13 protein-coding genes are annotated in these 14,935 nt (G+C 63.5%); 7 read left to right on the forward strand and 6 right to left on the reverse strand.

Annotated features, from left to right (window positions below):
- Window positions 1-253: 253 nt before the first annotated feature.
- Genes ACEYYA_RS05130 through ACEYYA_RS05145 form a run of 4 tightly spaced genes read left to right on the forward strand, consistent with a single transcriptional unit; the run spans window position 254 to window position 5,805 of the window.
- Window positions 254-2,110 (forward strand): polysaccharide biosynthesis protein, encoded by a 1,857-nt coding sequence (locus tag ACEYYA_RS05130; protein ID WP_374798282.1) that lies wholly within the window; start codon window positions 254-256, stop codon window positions 2,108-2,110.
- Complete coding sequence (locus tag ACEYYA_RS05135) at window positions 2,107-3,492, forward strand: hypothetical protein (RefSeq protein WP_374798284.1); 1,386 nt, start codon at window positions 2,107-2,109, stop codon at window positions 3,490-3,492. Before ACEYYA_RS05130 ends, ACEYYA_RS05135 begins: the two co-directional genes overlap by 4 nt.
- A 57-nt stretch (window positions 3,493-3,549) precedes the next feature.
- Complete coding sequence (locus ACEYYA_RS05140) at window positions 3,550-4,941, forward strand: GNVR domain-containing protein (RefSeq protein ID WP_374798286.1); 1,392 nt, start codon at window positions 3,550-3,552, stop codon at window positions 4,939-4,941.
- A 12-nt stretch (window positions 4,942-4,953) separates the two neighbouring features.
- Window positions 4,954-5,805 carry a polysialyltransferase family glycosyltransferase gene (locus ACEYYA_RS05145; RefSeq protein ID WP_374798288.1) on the forward strand — a complete coding sequence of 284 codons (852 nt, stop codon included), beginning with the start codon at window positions 4,954-4,956 and terminating at the stop codon, window positions 5,803-5,805.
- 75 nt (window positions 5,806-5,880) lie between these two features.
- On the opposite strand, the gene pseI is transcribed toward ACEYYA_RS05145, so the two are convergent.
- The 6 genes from pseI to ACEYYA_RS05175 are packed head-to-tail and all read right to left on the reverse strand — an operon-like array spanning window position 5,881 to window position 11,704.
- Complete coding sequence (pseI, locus tag ACEYYA_RS05150; RefSeq protein ID WP_374798290.1) at window positions 5,881-6,942, reverse strand: pseudaminic acid synthase; 1,062 nt, start codon at window positions 6,940-6,942, stop codon at window positions 5,881-5,883.
- Window positions 6,939-7,466 (reverse strand): UDP-4-amino-4,6-dideoxy-N-acetyl-beta-L-altrosamine N-acetyltransferase, encoded by a 528-nt coding sequence (gene pseH / locus ACEYYA_RS05155; protein ID WP_374798292.1) that lies wholly within the window; start codon window positions 7,464-7,466, stop codon window positions 6,939-6,941. Before pseH ends, pseI begins: the two co-directional genes overlap by 4 nt.
- Window positions 7,459-8,556, reverse strand: a complete 1,098-nt coding sequence (gene pseG, locus ACEYYA_RS05160; RefSeq protein WP_374798294.1) for a UDP-2,4-diacetamido-2,4,6-trideoxy-beta-L-altropyranose hydrolase — start codon at window positions 8,554-8,556, stop codon at window positions 7,459-7,461. The genes pseH and pseG overlap by 8 nt, the downstream gene beginning before the upstream one ends.
- A 2-nt stretch (window positions 8,557-8,558) precedes the next feature.
- Window positions 8,559-9,257, reverse strand: a complete 699-nt coding sequence (gene pseF, locus ACEYYA_RS05165; protein WP_374798296.1) for a pseudaminic acid cytidylyltransferase — start codon at window positions 9,255-9,257, stop codon at window positions 8,559-8,561.
- Window positions 9,254-10,414, reverse strand: a complete 1,161-nt coding sequence (gene pseC, locus ACEYYA_RS05170) for a UDP-4-amino-4,6-dideoxy-N-acetyl-beta-L-altrosamine transaminase (protein ID WP_374798298.1) — start codon at window positions 10,412-10,414, stop codon at window positions 9,254-9,256. The genes pseF and pseC overlap by 4 nt, the downstream gene beginning before the upstream one ends.
- A 30-nt stretch (window positions 10,415-10,444) precedes the next feature.
- Entirely contained in the window at window positions 10,445-11,704 is a 1,260-nt protein-coding gene (locus ACEYYA_RS05175) for a lipopolysaccharide biosynthesis protein (RefSeq protein WP_374798300.1), read from the reverse strand.
- 134 nt (window positions 11,705-11,838) lie between these two features.
- Here ACEYYA_RS05175 and ACEYYA_RS05180 point away from each other — a divergent pair, with 134 nt between their 5' ends.
- Genes ACEYYA_RS05180 through ACEYYA_RS05190 form a run of 3 tightly spaced genes read left to right on the forward strand, consistent with a single transcriptional unit; the run spans window position 11,839 to window position 14,928 of the window.
- Window positions 11,839-12,993, forward strand: coding sequence for a glycosyltransferase (locus tag ACEYYA_RS05180; protein ID WP_374798302.1), 1,155 nt, complete (start codon window positions 11,839-11,841; stop codon window positions 12,991-12,993).
- A 1-nt stretch (window position 12,994) separates the two neighbouring features.
- Window positions 12,995-14,023: a polysaccharide biosynthesis protein gene (locus ACEYYA_RS05185; RefSeq protein WP_374798304.1), complete on the forward strand. Its 1,029-nt coding sequence runs from the start codon at window positions 12,995-12,997 to the stop codon at window positions 14,021-14,023.
- Window positions 14,020-14,928, forward strand: coding sequence for a dTDP-4-dehydrorhamnose reductase family protein (locus ACEYYA_RS05190; RefSeq protein ID WP_374798306.1), 909 nt, complete (start codon window positions 14,020-14,022; stop codon window positions 14,926-14,928). Before ACEYYA_RS05185 ends, ACEYYA_RS05190 begins: the two co-directional genes overlap by 4 nt.
- The last annotated feature ends 7 nt before the right edge of the window (window positions 14,929-14,935 follow it).

The following is a 14,935-nucleotide window of genomic DNA, read 5'->3' on the forward strand; positions in this document are numbered from 1 at the left end:
GTTCCTTTGATGTGCGCGCGCACTATAGGTTCTTTGCGACCCGCTGCCAATGACATGCGCGGATGCGGCAGGGGCGATGGGCGGCGCCCTGCCAGACCCTCACCTAAACGTGTTCGGCGGCGCGATGCCTGCCTTGCGCGGTGCCATCGTCAAAGCACTTTAGCTTTGACCAAGAAGACTTTACAAAGCCGCGTCAAGGAACGGGACCACCCGGCCAGGGTGGCCTTTGTGATGGCAACTGCGGGAGACGACATTGCCACTGAAGCGCGTCGCGGCACAGCTTGCCGGTCTGCCCCGTCAGACCAAGAAGGCCCTGTTCTTTGTGCATGACGTCGCGTTGGCGGGTCTGGCCTTTGCGGTGACGGTGTTGCTGTTCATGCCGGGCGTGGCGATGGACGGGCTGACGCTGCTGCTGTTGCTGGCGGTGACGGCGGCGGTGGTCTTTGGCTTTCGCCTGCCCTGGCTGAAGCTGGGCGCCTTTGATGCGACGGCGGTGGTGCGGCTGGCGATGGTCGCGGCGCTGACGGCGGCGGCGATGGCGCTGATCGCCCTGTTGCGCGGCGGGCCGGTGCTGGCATCGCTGTGGCTGCTGTTCGGGGTGGTGTTCTTTGGCCTGCTGGTGCTGGCGCGGGTGGTGGTGTTGCAGGTGCTGAACCGCCTGACGCTGGATCGCGGCCTGAAGCGTGTGGCGATCTATGGCGCGGGCACGGCCGGCATCCAGCTGGCCGCGACCCTGCATCGGTCGACCGACGCCCGCCCCGTCGGCTTCATCGACGACAACCCGAACCTGCACCGGTTGGTGATCGGCGGCCTGCCGGTCGGATCGCCGCGCGATCTGGAGAGCCTGCAACGCAAATGGGGCTTCGAGGAAATCTGGCTGAGCATCCCGTCCCTGACCGGTCCCCGGCGCGATGAAATCCTGGCCAGCATCCAGGAGCAGGGCTTCAAGGTGCGCGCGACCCCCTCGCTGATGGATCTGCTGATGCGCCCGGCCGCCGAAAGCCCGAATGAGGTGACGCCGCTGGACCTTCTGGGCCGCGAAAGCGTGGCGCTGGATCATCCTGACATCGCCCGCACCTATCTGGGCAAGACAGTGATGGTCACGGGGGCGGGCGGCTCCATCGGTTCGGAACTGTGCCGTCAGTTGGCGATGGGCAAGGTCGCCACGCTGATCCTGTTCGAGCACAGCGAATTTGCGCTGTATACGATCGAGCGCGAGCTGCTGGAACGCGCCGATTGCCGGAATGTGCGGATCGTGACCCGGCTGGGATCGGTCGCGGATCGGGTGCGGCTGCGGCAGGTGCTGAACGAGACCCGGCCCGACGTCATCCTTCACGCTGCCGCCTACAAGCATGTGCCGATCATCGAAGCGAACGAGCTTGAGGGCGCGCGCAACAACATCCTGGGCACCCGCAATGTGGTGGATGCGGCGCGGGCCGCGGGCGTGGCGCGGATGATCCTGATCTCGACCGACAAGGCGGTGCGGCCGACCAATATCATGGGCGCGACCAAGCGGATCGCAGAACAACTTGTGCAGGATGCGCAGACCCGCAGCGACGGCACGCTGTTTTCGATGGTGCGGTTCGGCAACGTGCTGGGGTCGTCCGGGTCGGTCCTGCCGCTGTTCCAGCGCCAGATCCAGGGCGGCGGCCCGGTGACCGTCACCCACCCCGAGGTGACCCGGTTCTTCATGACCATCCCCGAGGCGGCGCGGCTGGTGCTGCTGGCGGGCACCTATGCCCAGGGTGGCGATGTGTTCGTGCTGGACATGGGCGAGCCGCGCCGCATTGCCGATCTGGCGCGGCAGATGATCCTGCTGTCGGGTCGCAGCCTGCGCGACCCCGAAACCGGGCTTGGCGATATCGAGATCCGCTATACTGGCCTGCGCCCGGGTGAAGAGCTGTATGAGGAACTACTGATCAGCGGTGACAACCTAGTGCAGACACCGCATCCCAAGATCATGCGCGCGAACGAAAACATGCCCGACCCGGCGCGGCTGGCGAAGCTTCTGAGCGATCTGGCCGATGGTATCACCCGACAGGATGCGGCCGCCGTGCGCCACCTGATCGCCACCCATGCCGAGGGCTATCACACCGATGGCGCGGCATGACCGAGGCGACCGTCACCCTGCCCGGCCACAGTGAGGATGGTGATTGGCACGTGTCCGCGCGGGCTCTGGCGTCCGGAGTGATGCTGGTCGCCGGGGTGGTGCTGTATCTGGTCGAACGCGCCGCACCGGGGCCCTGGGTCAGCTGGGCGCAGGGCTTTGGCGTGCTGGCCACGCTGATCTATCTGTGGATCTTCTTGCGCAATCAGCAAGCTGTGGTGCTGACCAGCTTTTTCCAGATCTACTACACGGTCGGCATGATGCTGAGCGCAGCGATCATCAGCGCCGGAACCTTGATGATCGAGATTGGGCGTGTTGGCACCGCCAACGGCATCTTCTGGGTTCTGCTGATCTATCTGGTTGTGGGGCTTGAGGTATGCCGCGTCGGCTACCATCTGGCGGCGCGCTTTCGTTGGGGCCACGGCATGCTGCGGCCGTCGGAGGCTGCCAATCGCGCGCTGATCTTTCTGTTCGTCGGTTTGACGCTTGCCATAGCCGCCTATGTCTTGGCCGCGACGGGTGGCCCCGTCCTCCTCGGCGTTGATCGCAAGACATTCTGGCGTGAAATTGCCCCTCCGGGTTCGGCCATCCTCGGCAGTCTGGTTAGCCAAAGTTTTTTCTTTGTCGCCTTCTACTACCTGACACAACGGAAAAAAAGTGAGCGCCTCATGCTGCCCACTTTGATCCTGGGTAGCTACGTCCTAACGGCCATTTTCGTTTTGGGCGAAAAATTCACCATGTTCATTGTGTTCATGAATGCCTGGTTCTTCGTCGTGCCAGGAGCCATCGGACAGGTCACCTTAAGGCGCGGGCATCTTTTGCTGGCGGTTGGCGCTTTGATCATGCTCGTGATCTTCGCAGTGACGAGCTATATGATGCAGGAGAAAGAAGCGGGCTTTTTACTTGTACGCGCCGCGCTTCAGGCGCAACTTCTATGGAGCGTTTTCGACGAGCCCGGTGCTTTGTCGCTGTGGCCCGGCCGATCAGAGTGCCTGTTCGGCTGTTGGCCGTTTGAGAGCGGCCAGCAATTCATATCTTTCAGATATTTGCCTGTTAGCTTGTTCAGTCACTATGATGAAATAGGCAATGTTCTGTCGGGGTTTATGCCGGCGTTACCCATTCTTACGCTTGGTGCGGTGCTGTCCATGGCCCTACATGCGGTGATTTCATTCGCTATGGGTGTTCTGCAGCAGAAATTGGTATCGGCTCTAGCCGTTCGCAATCTCGTTTATGCTTTTCTCTTGTTCAAGTTGCAGTTCGGTTTCGCCATCATTTGGTATGTTCAAATCTCAGCGCCCCTCAAAGGCATTATGGCAACGATTTTGTTGATCTTTATATATCGCGCCACTTTTCCAGTCCGACCGGCCACTACCCTGACGGGTTGAGTTCGACTGCGATGTTGCTAAGACAAAGCCTGCACCTTGCCCCAGATCCCGAGACAGATGATGACCGATGCCGCCGCTGAAAAAGACATCCTGAACCTGTCCGAGGTGTTTCGCGTCGTCCTGCGGCGCAAGCGCGCGATGGCGCTGGCCTCGGGGGCGGCGCTGGTGATCGGGCTGCTGGTGGCGCTGTCGATCACCAACGCTTACGAAAGCACCGCCAATATCCGCATCGAGCCGGGTTCGTCGTTGATGGCCGCGGGTTTGAACCTGCCGTTGCTGGGCGGCGGTGGTGGCGATGCGATGGAAACCGAAATCGCCATCGTCAAGTCGCGTGCAATCATGGGCGCGGTGATCGAGGCGCTGGACCTGCAAGTGCTGGCCCGCCCCGCCCACCCGCCGCTGATGCAGCGGCTGCCCGTCCTTGGCAGCCTGCTGTTTGGTGCCGGTCAGGCTGGCCCCGCCAGCATCACCGTTGATGAGTTGACCGTGCCGCGCGCATGGTATGGTGAGGACATGGACCTGATCCTGACCGAGGACGGCAGGTTCCGGCTGGAACTGCCGAACGGCGACCGCGTGGACGGTACAGTTGGGCAAAAGATCGAGCTGCCCGATCTTGGCTTTGCGCTGAACGTCACCGCCCTGTCCGGCGATCCCGGCCAGGATTTCCTGCTGCGCAAGGACACGCTGTTCGACACGATGAAATGGATGGACGAGGCGCTGACCGTCAGCCAGCTTCGCCGGACCGAACTGATCGAGCTTGCCTTCCGCGACTATGATCCACGCCGGGCCGAGCACATCCTGTCCACCACGCTGGAGATCTACTCCGCCTTCAACGATCGCTATGCGGTCGCGACCGCGCAGCGCCGGGTCGAGCATGTGGAAAAGGAACTGCCCGCCGCGATGGCCGCGATCGACCGCGCCGAAGAGGCCCTGAACGAGTTCCAGAAGGAATCGCGCACCATCAACATGCAGGTGCAGACCGAGTTTCTGCTGAAGCGTCTGGCCGAGAACGAAGAACTGCTGCGCGACAATCAGCTGCCCAAGGAACGCGAGCGGCTGGAGCGGATCCGCGAAGGCATTCTGGACGACCTGTCGGCGGTACCGGATGCGCAGTTGCAATTGCAGAACCTGCAACGCGATGTGGAGATCGCGCAGCAGATCTATCTTGAGCTGATGAAGGTCGTGCAGGAGCAGCGCATCCTGCGCGCCAGTGCGCATGGGACGGTGCAAATCCTTGATCCGGCCCTTGCCGACGACAAGCCGGTGGGGCAGGGCCGCACCAGGCTGATCGCAATGATCTGGGTGCTGGGCACGCTGCTGGCGGCGCTGCTCATCGTTTACCGCAACTATGGTGGCGCGCGAACGCCTGCGTCGGGCGAAAGGGCGGCTATGCAAACAGACGGCACGTCGGCTGAGAGCGCGGTTCAAGATGGCGGCGACCGGGCTTAGGCGACATTCTCAATGGACGCTTACGTTGTAGGAAAGCCGCTTCAAATTCTGATCGCTCATGCGCTTCGGCGAGATCGCGCTGGCCAACCGTCGCAAATCATCATCTTTGACGAGTTTGACGGTGCCCGTGAGGTGACCGATAGGCTGGCTCGTCTGGCTGAGGTTGAAGTCACTTATGCGGCGTCGCGCGACGACGCGATGACCGCCGCACGTCTACTGGCTCCCAAGTCGATCTTTATTGACGCTGATGTCGGCCCGCGCAGCTTTATCCGACTTGCGCGCCTCAAGGCAGCACTGCCGCGGATAAACATTCATGTGTTCGAGGAGGGCGTGGGAACCTATCGATCCGACCTTTATCGGGGCTGGCGGGAACGTCTGTTTCGACTGATCGGCATTGGCACCCGATTTGGTCACAGCCGCTTCACTGACTACATCAATGTCCTGGAGCCCGCCGAATATAAAGAGAAGGTGGGCGAAGTCGCGACCGTCCTGCAGATTTCGACCAGCATCGCACAGGTGATTGAGGACGATTTCGATTTCTGGGCCAAAGTCTTTGCCATGCCAGACTTTCCCATTCCGGGTCATTCCGAGTGCGCTCTTTATATGACCAACTGGCAGCCGGAGGCCGCTATCGCCGAAAAGCTAAGCGCAAAACGTGTCGATCTGTACATTAAACCTCATCCGCACCTGCGAGATCATACCTTGTTTGCATCTGGGATCATGGCCCCCGCAGGCCTGCCGGCCGAGATACTGATACCCTATCTCGCCAAGAACTACGACATCGTTAGGATTTATCATCACGGAACCAGCGCGGAGCGATACGTCGACCTGCCCAACGTCGCCTTTTTCAATCTGAGCTGCTGACGACGAACAACGCCAGCAGCCAAGGTAGCGTCTATGCACCATCGTTCGGCGCGTTGTTCGACAGTAGCAGGATATTCATGCGATCAGCCCCTTGGTCAGCACCTCGGCGCGGACCGGGGTCATGGCGCGAACGTCGGTGGTGACGGTGGTGCCGATCACGCGGTCCATGTGTTTGGGGGCCAGGCCATAGCCGGGGCGGACGCTGCGGATCGCGTCGGCAGTGATAACCTCGCCCGCGCGCAGGTCGCGGACGAAATACAGCGACCGGCGGAACTGGACGTTGCCCTGTTCGCTGGATTTGCGGCCATAATCCACCGCGCCAAGCGCCGACCAGGCGGTGCGCGCCGATTGGCACAGCGTCGCCAATTCTGCCGGCTCCAGCGAAAAGCTGTCATCCGGCCCGCCGCCGCTGCGATCCAGCGTGAAGTGCTTTTCGATGATCGAGGCGCCCATCACCACGCTGGCAATCGCGGTGGTATTGTCCAGCGTGTGATCCGACAGGCCGGTGACCATCCCGAACCGGTCGATCATGTCGGGGATGGTGCGCAGGTTGTAATCCTCGGGCGGGGCGGGATAGCCGCTGACGCAGTGCAGGATCGCCAGTTCACGGCAGCCGCCGTCACGGGCGGCGGCGATGGCCTCGGCGATTTCATCGGCATCGGCCATCCCGGTCGAGATGATCATCGGCTTGCCGGTCGCGGCGACATAGCGGATCAGCGGCAGGTCAACCGCCTCGAACGAGGCGATCTTGTAGGCGGGCGCGCCCAGATCCTCCAGCAGGTCGACGGCGGTATTGTCGAAGGGTGAGGAAAAGATCGTGATCCCCTGCGCGCGCGCGTGATCGAACAACGGCTTGTGCCAATCCCAAGGCATGTGGGCCTGTTGATACAGGTCGAACAGTCGCTGGCCGTCCCACAACCCGCCACGGATCATGAAATCCTCGGCATCGCTGTCCAGTGTGATCGTCTCCGGCTTGTAGGTTTGCAACTTGATTGCATCCGCTCCGGCGGCCTTTGCGGCATCAATGATCCGCAGCGCGGTGTCCAGGCTGCCGTTGTGATTGGCCGACAGTTCAGCGATCACATAGGGCGGATGGTCGGGGCCGATGGCGCGACCGGCAATGTGGATGGGCTTCATGAAATGTCTCCTGAATGTCCGTCGCGCTGCCATTCACTGGCCAGAAGGCCGAAGCAGACAAGGTCGTCATAGCCGCCATCGCGGCGTCGCTGGTCGCGCAAGACCCCCTCTTGGGTGAAGCCCAGCCGAAGATGCAGCCGGATCGACGGCAGATTGCTGCCGATGGCCTGACCGCAGACCTTGTGCAGCCCGAGCGGACCAAAGGCGTGGTCAAGCGCGGCACGCCCCAGCCGCTGTCCGGTGCCTTTCGGCGCGCCGGGGCGGGCGTAAAAGCCCCAGTCGGCAACGCCGCCCGGTTCCACATCGGCAAACTGCGCGTAACCGATGGGGCCGCTGGTGTCCTCGACCAGGATCAGGCAACGGCTCGGATCCTGGCTGACGCGCGCGAACCAGAGGCGATGCTCGTCCAGGGTAATTTCGTGTCGGGTGAACATGACCGCCCGCACCGCAGGGGCGTTGCGCCAGGCGAGGACCATGGGCAGATCCGCCTCGGCCAAGGGGCGGATACGGCAGTTTTCAGTCATGCTGGCCCCCCAAGATGATGGCAGCGACCCGCTGCGCGCCCAGACCGTCGACCAGCCCGGCGGCGGTGCGGCCGACGCGCTGCAACATGTCGCGCATCCGGTCGCGGCTGTCCAGACCGCGCAGGGTCTCGGCGATCTGTCCGGGCGTGCGCACCGCGATTGCAGCGCCGGTGCGATCCAGCGCCTCTGCCGCGCCCATCTGGTTATCGGCCAGCACGATCTGAATGGTCGGCAGGCCCAGGCAGCAGCGTTCCCATGACGTGCCGCCCGCGGCACCGACGGCAAGGTCGCTGCGCGCCATGGTCGCGGCCATGTCGGTGATGCCGACGCGCACTGTCGTAGGCCAGGGCATTCTGGCCGCAGCTTCGCGCACCGCTTCGACCCAGGGGGCCGAGGGGCCAAGGATGACCTCGATCCCGGTCAGGTCGGGCAGGTGCAGGCCCGGCAGCGCGTTCAGGATCTGGCCGGTCACGTTATCTTGATCGACGCCACCCATGGTGATCAGCAGGTGGCGCAGCGCGGGCGGACCGCGGCGGCGCAGGCTGTCGGGGCGGGCGCGGGCGAAATCGGGGCGCAGCAGGGCGTGATGCGGGCCGATCATGCGGGGGGCGTGATCGGGCACCAGGCCGTCATAATCAGCCGCCTGCCGCCCCAGATTCTGATCCAGCAGCAGGTCGCAGTCATGGGCCCGGTCTGCCAGATCGTCGATCACCATGATCCGCCCGACATGCGGGCGGAGCGCGCGATGCCAGCGGTGATCCAGCGCGTAGTGATCGACCACCAGCACATCCACAGGCTTACCGCCAAGCGCGGCGACCACCTGATGCGCATCGGTCTGCCAGTCGCTGCCCAGCCAGTCGGCATGGGCCAGCACCGGTTCGTCTGGCAACGCCGCCCCGCCCATCGGCAGCGCCGTCACCGCAAAGCTGCGCGCCGCGATCAGGTCGTTCAGATTGCCATCATGGACGCGGCACAGGAACTGGCAGTCAGCCCCCGCCTCGCGCAGCGCATCGGCAAGCGTCAGGCAGCGCATCACATGCCCCGACCCGATTCGCACCGAGGCATCGACGCGGAACGCCACGCGCAGCATCGTTACTCTGCCGACTGGGCGGCCAAGGCCGCGAACATCAGCTCGGCGCGCCGCCAGTCCTCGGGCGTGTCGATGTCCTGCACCCTGTGGCGCGGGATCGGCACCGGGACCGAGCCGGACCCGAACAGCACGCGGCCCGCCTGCCAGGCCGCCGCCCGGCCCCAATAGAATTGTCCGGCATCGTGCCAGGCTTCTTCCAGGTCTTGCGAGCGGGTGGCGAAATGGTCGGGTTGGAACATCGCCACGCGGCCATCCTCGGTGCGGCGCAGCGCACGCTGGATCGGGAACGCATAGGTGGTGACCGAAAAGGCGTAATCCGCCCCCGATCCCGTCAGGGCCTGATGCCCGTCGCGCAGGTCGGCCGCGCGGACGAAAGGCGCGGTGGCGTACAGGCAGCAGACCAGATCCGGGGCCGTGCCATGGTCGGCCTGCCAGGCGGCGGCATGGGCGATCACCGGTATCGTACCCGTATGGTCATCCGACAGCGCGGCCGGGCGGGTGAAGGGCACCTCGGCGCCGTGATCGCGGGCGACCTGGGCAATTTCGGCATCATCGGTGCTGACGATGATCCGGTCGAAACAGCCGCTGTCCCGCGCCGCCGCGATCGACCAGGCGATCATCGGCTTGCCGCAGAAGGGCTTGATGTTCTTGCGCGGGATGCGCTTGCTGCCGCCCCGCGCCGGGATGACGGCCAGCCTCATTCCGCCAGGGCCTCGCGCAGGGTCTGGACGACGAAATCCTGATCCGCATCCGTCAGCAGCGGGTGCATCGGGATGCTGATCGCTTCCTCGTAATACTGCTCGGCCTGCGGGAAATCGCCGGGCTTGAAGCCCATCTTCGCGTAATGCGGCTGGGTATGGACCGGGATGTAATGCACATTCACCATGATCTCATGGTCGCGCAGATGGTCGAACACCGCCCTGCGGGTGGTGCTGATCTGGTCCAGCTTCAGCCGGATCACATAAAGGTGATAGGCAGAGTGGCTGTCGGGATGCTGCCACGGCAACGTCAGCGGAAGGTCGGCCAGCAGGTCGTCATACCGCGCCGCGATCTGGTGGCGGCGCTCGACATAGGCGTGCAGTCGGGTCATCTGGCTGACGCCCAGCACCGCCTGAAGGTCGGTCATGCGATAGTTGAAGCCAAGTGCGACCTGCTGGTAGAACCAGACCCCATCCATGTCCTGCGTCATCAGATCGGGATCGCGGGTAATGCCGTGGCTGCGAAGCAGGCCCAGCCGGGTGGCCAGGGCCGCATCATTGGTCATCGCCATGCCGCCCTCGGCGGTTGTGATGATCTTGACCGGGTGAAAGCTGAACACGGTGATGTCGCTATAACGGCAGTTGCCGATCGGCTCGCCCTGATAGCGCCCGCCGATCGCATGCGAGGCATCCTCGATGATGCGAAAGCCGTATTTCTGGCCAAGCGCATGGATCGCCTGCATGTCGCAGGGCTGACCGGTCAGATGCACCGGCACGACGATCTTCGGCAGTTTCCCCTGCTTTTCGGCCTCGATCAGCTTGGCCTCAAGCGCCTTGGGGCACAGGTTATAGGTCTTGGGGTCGATGTCGACGAAATCGACCTGAGCGCCGCAATACAGCGCGCAGTTGGCCGAGGCGACGAAGGTGTTGGGCGTGGTCCACAGCCAGTCGCCCGGCCCCAGATCCAGCGCCATGCAGGCGATATGCAGCGCCGAGGTGGCGCTGTTCACCGCAACCGCATGGGCCGCCCCGGTTTGGGCGCGCACCGCGTCCTCGAACTGGGGGATGTTCGGGCCCTGGGTCAGGTTGGGGGATTTCAGCACAGCAACGACGGCGTCGATATCCTGCTGGGTGATGTCTTGTTGGCCATAGCGGATCATACTTGGATCACCCTGTCTGTGTGCGTGCGTTCATTCGGACTGCGGCTGGTCGGGCCTGCGCGCAAAGCCACATCGCAGATAAGCGACCGACTTCCACAACAGGATCAGCGCGAAAGACATAGCCAAGGCAATCGGAACTGCCAAGTCAGGCACAATCTGCCCCAAGCCCCAGGCGCTGACAAGAAACACCGGCAGCGCGGCAAGGTGGCTGTAGATGATCTGCCGGTCATGCCCGCTGGCGTAAAGGGCATAGTGGGGGATCATGCCAAGCGCATTCAGCACGACCGCGCCCAGCAGCCATGGGTAAAGGCCGACCGCATCTTGATACAGCGGGTTGCCGATCCAGGCCAGAAGATAGGGCAGGATCAGCCAGCTGATGACCGAAAAGCCCAGGCAAATGGCGACGGTCTGCACCGCCATCTCGCGCAACTTGCGGCGGGCGGCGGCGAATTCACGCTGATGGCACAGGGCGATCAGCGCCGGATAGGCATAGGCCAGCACCCCCGCATCCAGAAAGGTCAGCAGCGCGCCAGCGACACCCAGGAACAGCACATAGGCGGCGACGGATTCGATCCCGTTCAAATATTCGACACCGTAGCGGTCAAGGGTCTGGATGGTGCGCAGGGCCATGGTGGCGATCAGAAAGGCGAGGCTGACCTTGACGCCCGACCACACGACCGACCAGTTCACGCGGGCCTGCCACCCGCCAAGCTGCTGATGTCGGATCGCCCAGACGCCCAGGACAGCGGTGACCAGCCCCGACGCAGCCCACAGCGCAAGCACCAGATCAAGGCTGCGCGCGTCAGCCCGCAGCGCCATGACTGCCACCGCCGCGATCGCCCAACTGCCCTGTCGAGCGAACATCAGCAGGCTGGCGGTAATCTGCCGTGACAGCGCGATCAGCAGGCGGAACACCTCTTGGTTCACATGTTCCAGTACGGCGATCAGGGTGAACCACCAGATCAGATGCCCAGGCCAGCCCAGGGCCACCAGCACAGCCGCAGCAAGAGGCAGCGCGATCAGATACAGCAGACCCGACAGCGCGATCTGGGCCTTGACCGGCGGCGCGCGGTCGCCTTCGGGGCGGCGCAGCACTTCCCGCGTCGTGAATACATAGAAATCCAGGCCGATCACATACAGCGCCAGCGTCACTGTGGCCGTGAACAGGCCATAATATCCCAGGTCGGCGGGGTCCAGATAGCGCGCAAGGAAGAACACCAGCAGAAACCGGATGGCCAGGGTCGTGACCCGCAGGCCAACATTTGCAAGGCGGCCAAGATGTCTGGACAATATGCAAATCCCGCGGTCGAAATGGCCCCGCATTGCCGGGCGCGGCGAAGTCCTAACGTGAAACGGGTCGAAAGACAAACGCTCTTGCTTGCCATATGGCCGTGAGGCCAAGCGCGTGGTATTAGCGCGGCGTCATGAGAAAAGATCATCCCGCATCCGCGCCCCGCTATCTTGTCAATGCTGCCAATCTTCATGCGGGGGGCGGCGTGCAAGTGGCGACCTCCGCCGTGGCCGAACTGTTGGCGCAGGGCGCGCTGTCGGGCAATGTCTTTGCCCATGTGTCGGATGAGGTGGCGGAAAATCTGGCGGCGATGGACGTCGATCCGGGGCCGAACGTGACGCGGCGCACGATCCGCGGGTTCAACCTGACCGACGGCGACAGCCACCGCGCGATGCAGGGCTTTGACGCCGTGCTGACGGTCTTTGGTCCGCTCTATCGATGGCGGCCCCGGTTCCGTAGCGTGGTCGGCTTTGCGCAGCCCTGGATCATCTTTCCACGAAACGAATGCTATGGCCGCATGGGCATGATCCAGCGGCTGAAAACGCGGCTGAAGTTCTGGATCCACGCGCGATTCTTCAAACGCGCCGATGTGCTGGTGGTCGAGCTGCCGCACGTCAAGGACGGGCTGGTCCGCGAACTGGGCATCGACCCGGCGCGGATCCATGTCGTTCGCAATTGCCTGTCGCGGCTGTTCCTGGACCCCTCAGCTTGGCGTCCGGTCGCGGTGCCGCAGGTGGACTGCGACCTGCGCCTGGGGTTTCTGGGGCGCAACTATCTGCACAAGAATACGGTGATCTTTCCCGAACTGGTGCGGATTCTGCACGACGATCACGGCATCAACGCACGGGTTTTCGTCACGCTGACCGATGACGAATGGAGTGCCACGACGCCCGAGTTCCGCCAGGCCTGCGTGAATGTCGGGCCGTTGACCGCCCCGCAGTGCCCCGGCTTTTATCAGGCCATCGACGCGGTGGTGTTCCCATCCCTGCTGGAATGTTTTTCCGCCACCCCGCTTGAGGCGATGGCGATGCAGCGCCCGCTATTCGCATCCGACCGAGGCTTCAATCGCGATGTCTGTGGCGACCTGGCGACCTATTTCGACCCGCTGGACCCCGCCGATGCTGCCCGGCGCATTGCGGAAGGCTGGCGCGCGGGCTTTGATCCCGCCCGTCTGGCGGCGGCGCGCGACCACGCGATCCACTTTTCTTCGCCAGCCCACCGCGCTAACAGCTATCTGGCCTTGCTGCGCGGCGCGGCCCCGGCGGAACACCTGACCAATGGAAGCTGACATGTTCACTGACAAGACCCTTTTGATCACGGGCGGAACCGGTTCTTTCGGCAATGCGGTGCTGCGCCGGTTCCTGGATTCCGACCTGCGCGAAATCCGCATCTTCTCACGCGATGAGAAGAAGCAGGACGACATGCGCAAGCGCTATAACAGCCCCAAGCTGAAGTTCTATATCGGCGATGTGCGCGACTATCAGTCGATCCTGAACGCCATGCGCGGGGTCGATTACGTCTACCACGCCGCCGCGCTGAAGCAGGTGCCCTCATGCGAGTTTCACCCGATGGAGGCGGTCAAGACCAACGTGCTGGGCACCGAGAACGTGCTTGAGGCCGCGATCGCCTGCAACGTCGAACGGGTGGTCTGCCTGTCGACCGACAAGGCGGTTTACCCGATCAACGCCATGGGCATCAGCAAGGCGATGATGGAAAAGGTCATCGTGGCCAAGTCGCGCTCCAGCGGCGACACGGTGATCTGCACCACGCGCTATGGCAATGTCATGGCCTCGCGCGGGTCGGTGATCCCGCTGTTTGCCCGCCAGATCTGGGATCAGCAGCCGATCACCATCACCGACGGGTCGATGACCCGCTTCATGATGACGCTGGATGATGCGGTCGATCTGGTGCTGTATGCCTTTGAACACGGCAAACCCGGCGAGATTTTCGTGCAAAAGGCCCCAGCCGCCACGATCGAGGTGCTGGCCAAGGCGCTGACCGGGCTGATGGATGCGCCCGATCACCCGATCAATGTGATCGGGACACGGCACGGCGAAAAGCTGTTCGAAGTGCTGCTGAGCCGCGAGGAAATGGTGGCAGCGCAGGACATGGGCGAATATTACCGCGTTCCGCCGGACCTGCGCGACCTGAACTATGGCAAGTTCGTCGAACAGGGCGAGGTGAAGATCTCGCAGGCGGTCGATTACAACTCGCACAATACCCAGCAGCTTGACGTGGCGGGGATGCAGGATCTGCTGCGCAAGCTGAAGTTCGTGCAGGCGCTGATGAACAGCACCATGATCGAGCCGGAAGAATGACCCGCCAGACCCCCGACAGTTCGACACGCGTGCTGATCCTTGGCGCGACGGGTATGCTGGGCCATGCGGCCTTTCGCCTGCTGTCCGCTGCCGATGGGGTCACCGCGTTCGGCACCGTCCGGTCGGCGGCGGGCAAAAGCCATTTCGCCCCCGAGATCGCGTCGCGGCTGATCGACGGGGTGGATGCCGATAACCTTGACAGCGTGCTGCGCGCCTTTGCCGAGGCACGACCGCAGGTCGTGATCAACTGCATCGGGGTGATCAAGCATCTGGCGGCCGCCCACGATCCGCTGACCGTGCTGCCGCTGAACGCGCTGTTTCCACACCGGCTGGCGCAGATCTGCACCGCCGTTGGCGCGAAGCTGGTGCATATCAGCACCGATTGCGTCTTTGACGGAACAAAGGGCTGCTATGCCGAGGCCGACACGCCCGATGCCCGCGATCTTTACGGCGTCAGCAAAGCCCTGGGTGAGGTCACGACCGGTGGCCACCTGACGCTGCGCACCTCGATCATCGGGCCGGAACTGCACGGCAAGACCTCGCTTCTGGAATGGTTCCTGGCGCAGACCGGCACCGTTCCTGGCTATGGCAAGGCGATCTTTTCGGGGCTGCCGACCATCGTTCTGGCGCAGGTGATCCGCGATCACGTGCTGACCAACCCGGATCTTGCCGGGCTGTATCATGTCTCGGCGGCGCCCATCGACAAGCTGTCGCTTCTGCGCCTGGTGGCCGAGACCTATGGCACCGGCGCCACGCTGCAAGCGTCGGATGCGGTGGTGATCGACCGTTCGCTGAACTCGGACCGGTTCAGGGCGGCGACCGGGTTCAACCCCCCGGCCTGGCCCGCGCTGATCGCCCAGATGCACCGCGACCATCAATTGCGACTGTCGCGCCCCAAAGCATGAGGTTGCC

The organism is Paracoccus zhouxuedongae (genome assembly GCF_041927815.1).
Lineage (GTDB): Bacteria > Pseudomonadota > Alphaproteobacteria > Rhodobacterales > Rhodobacteraceae > Paracoccus.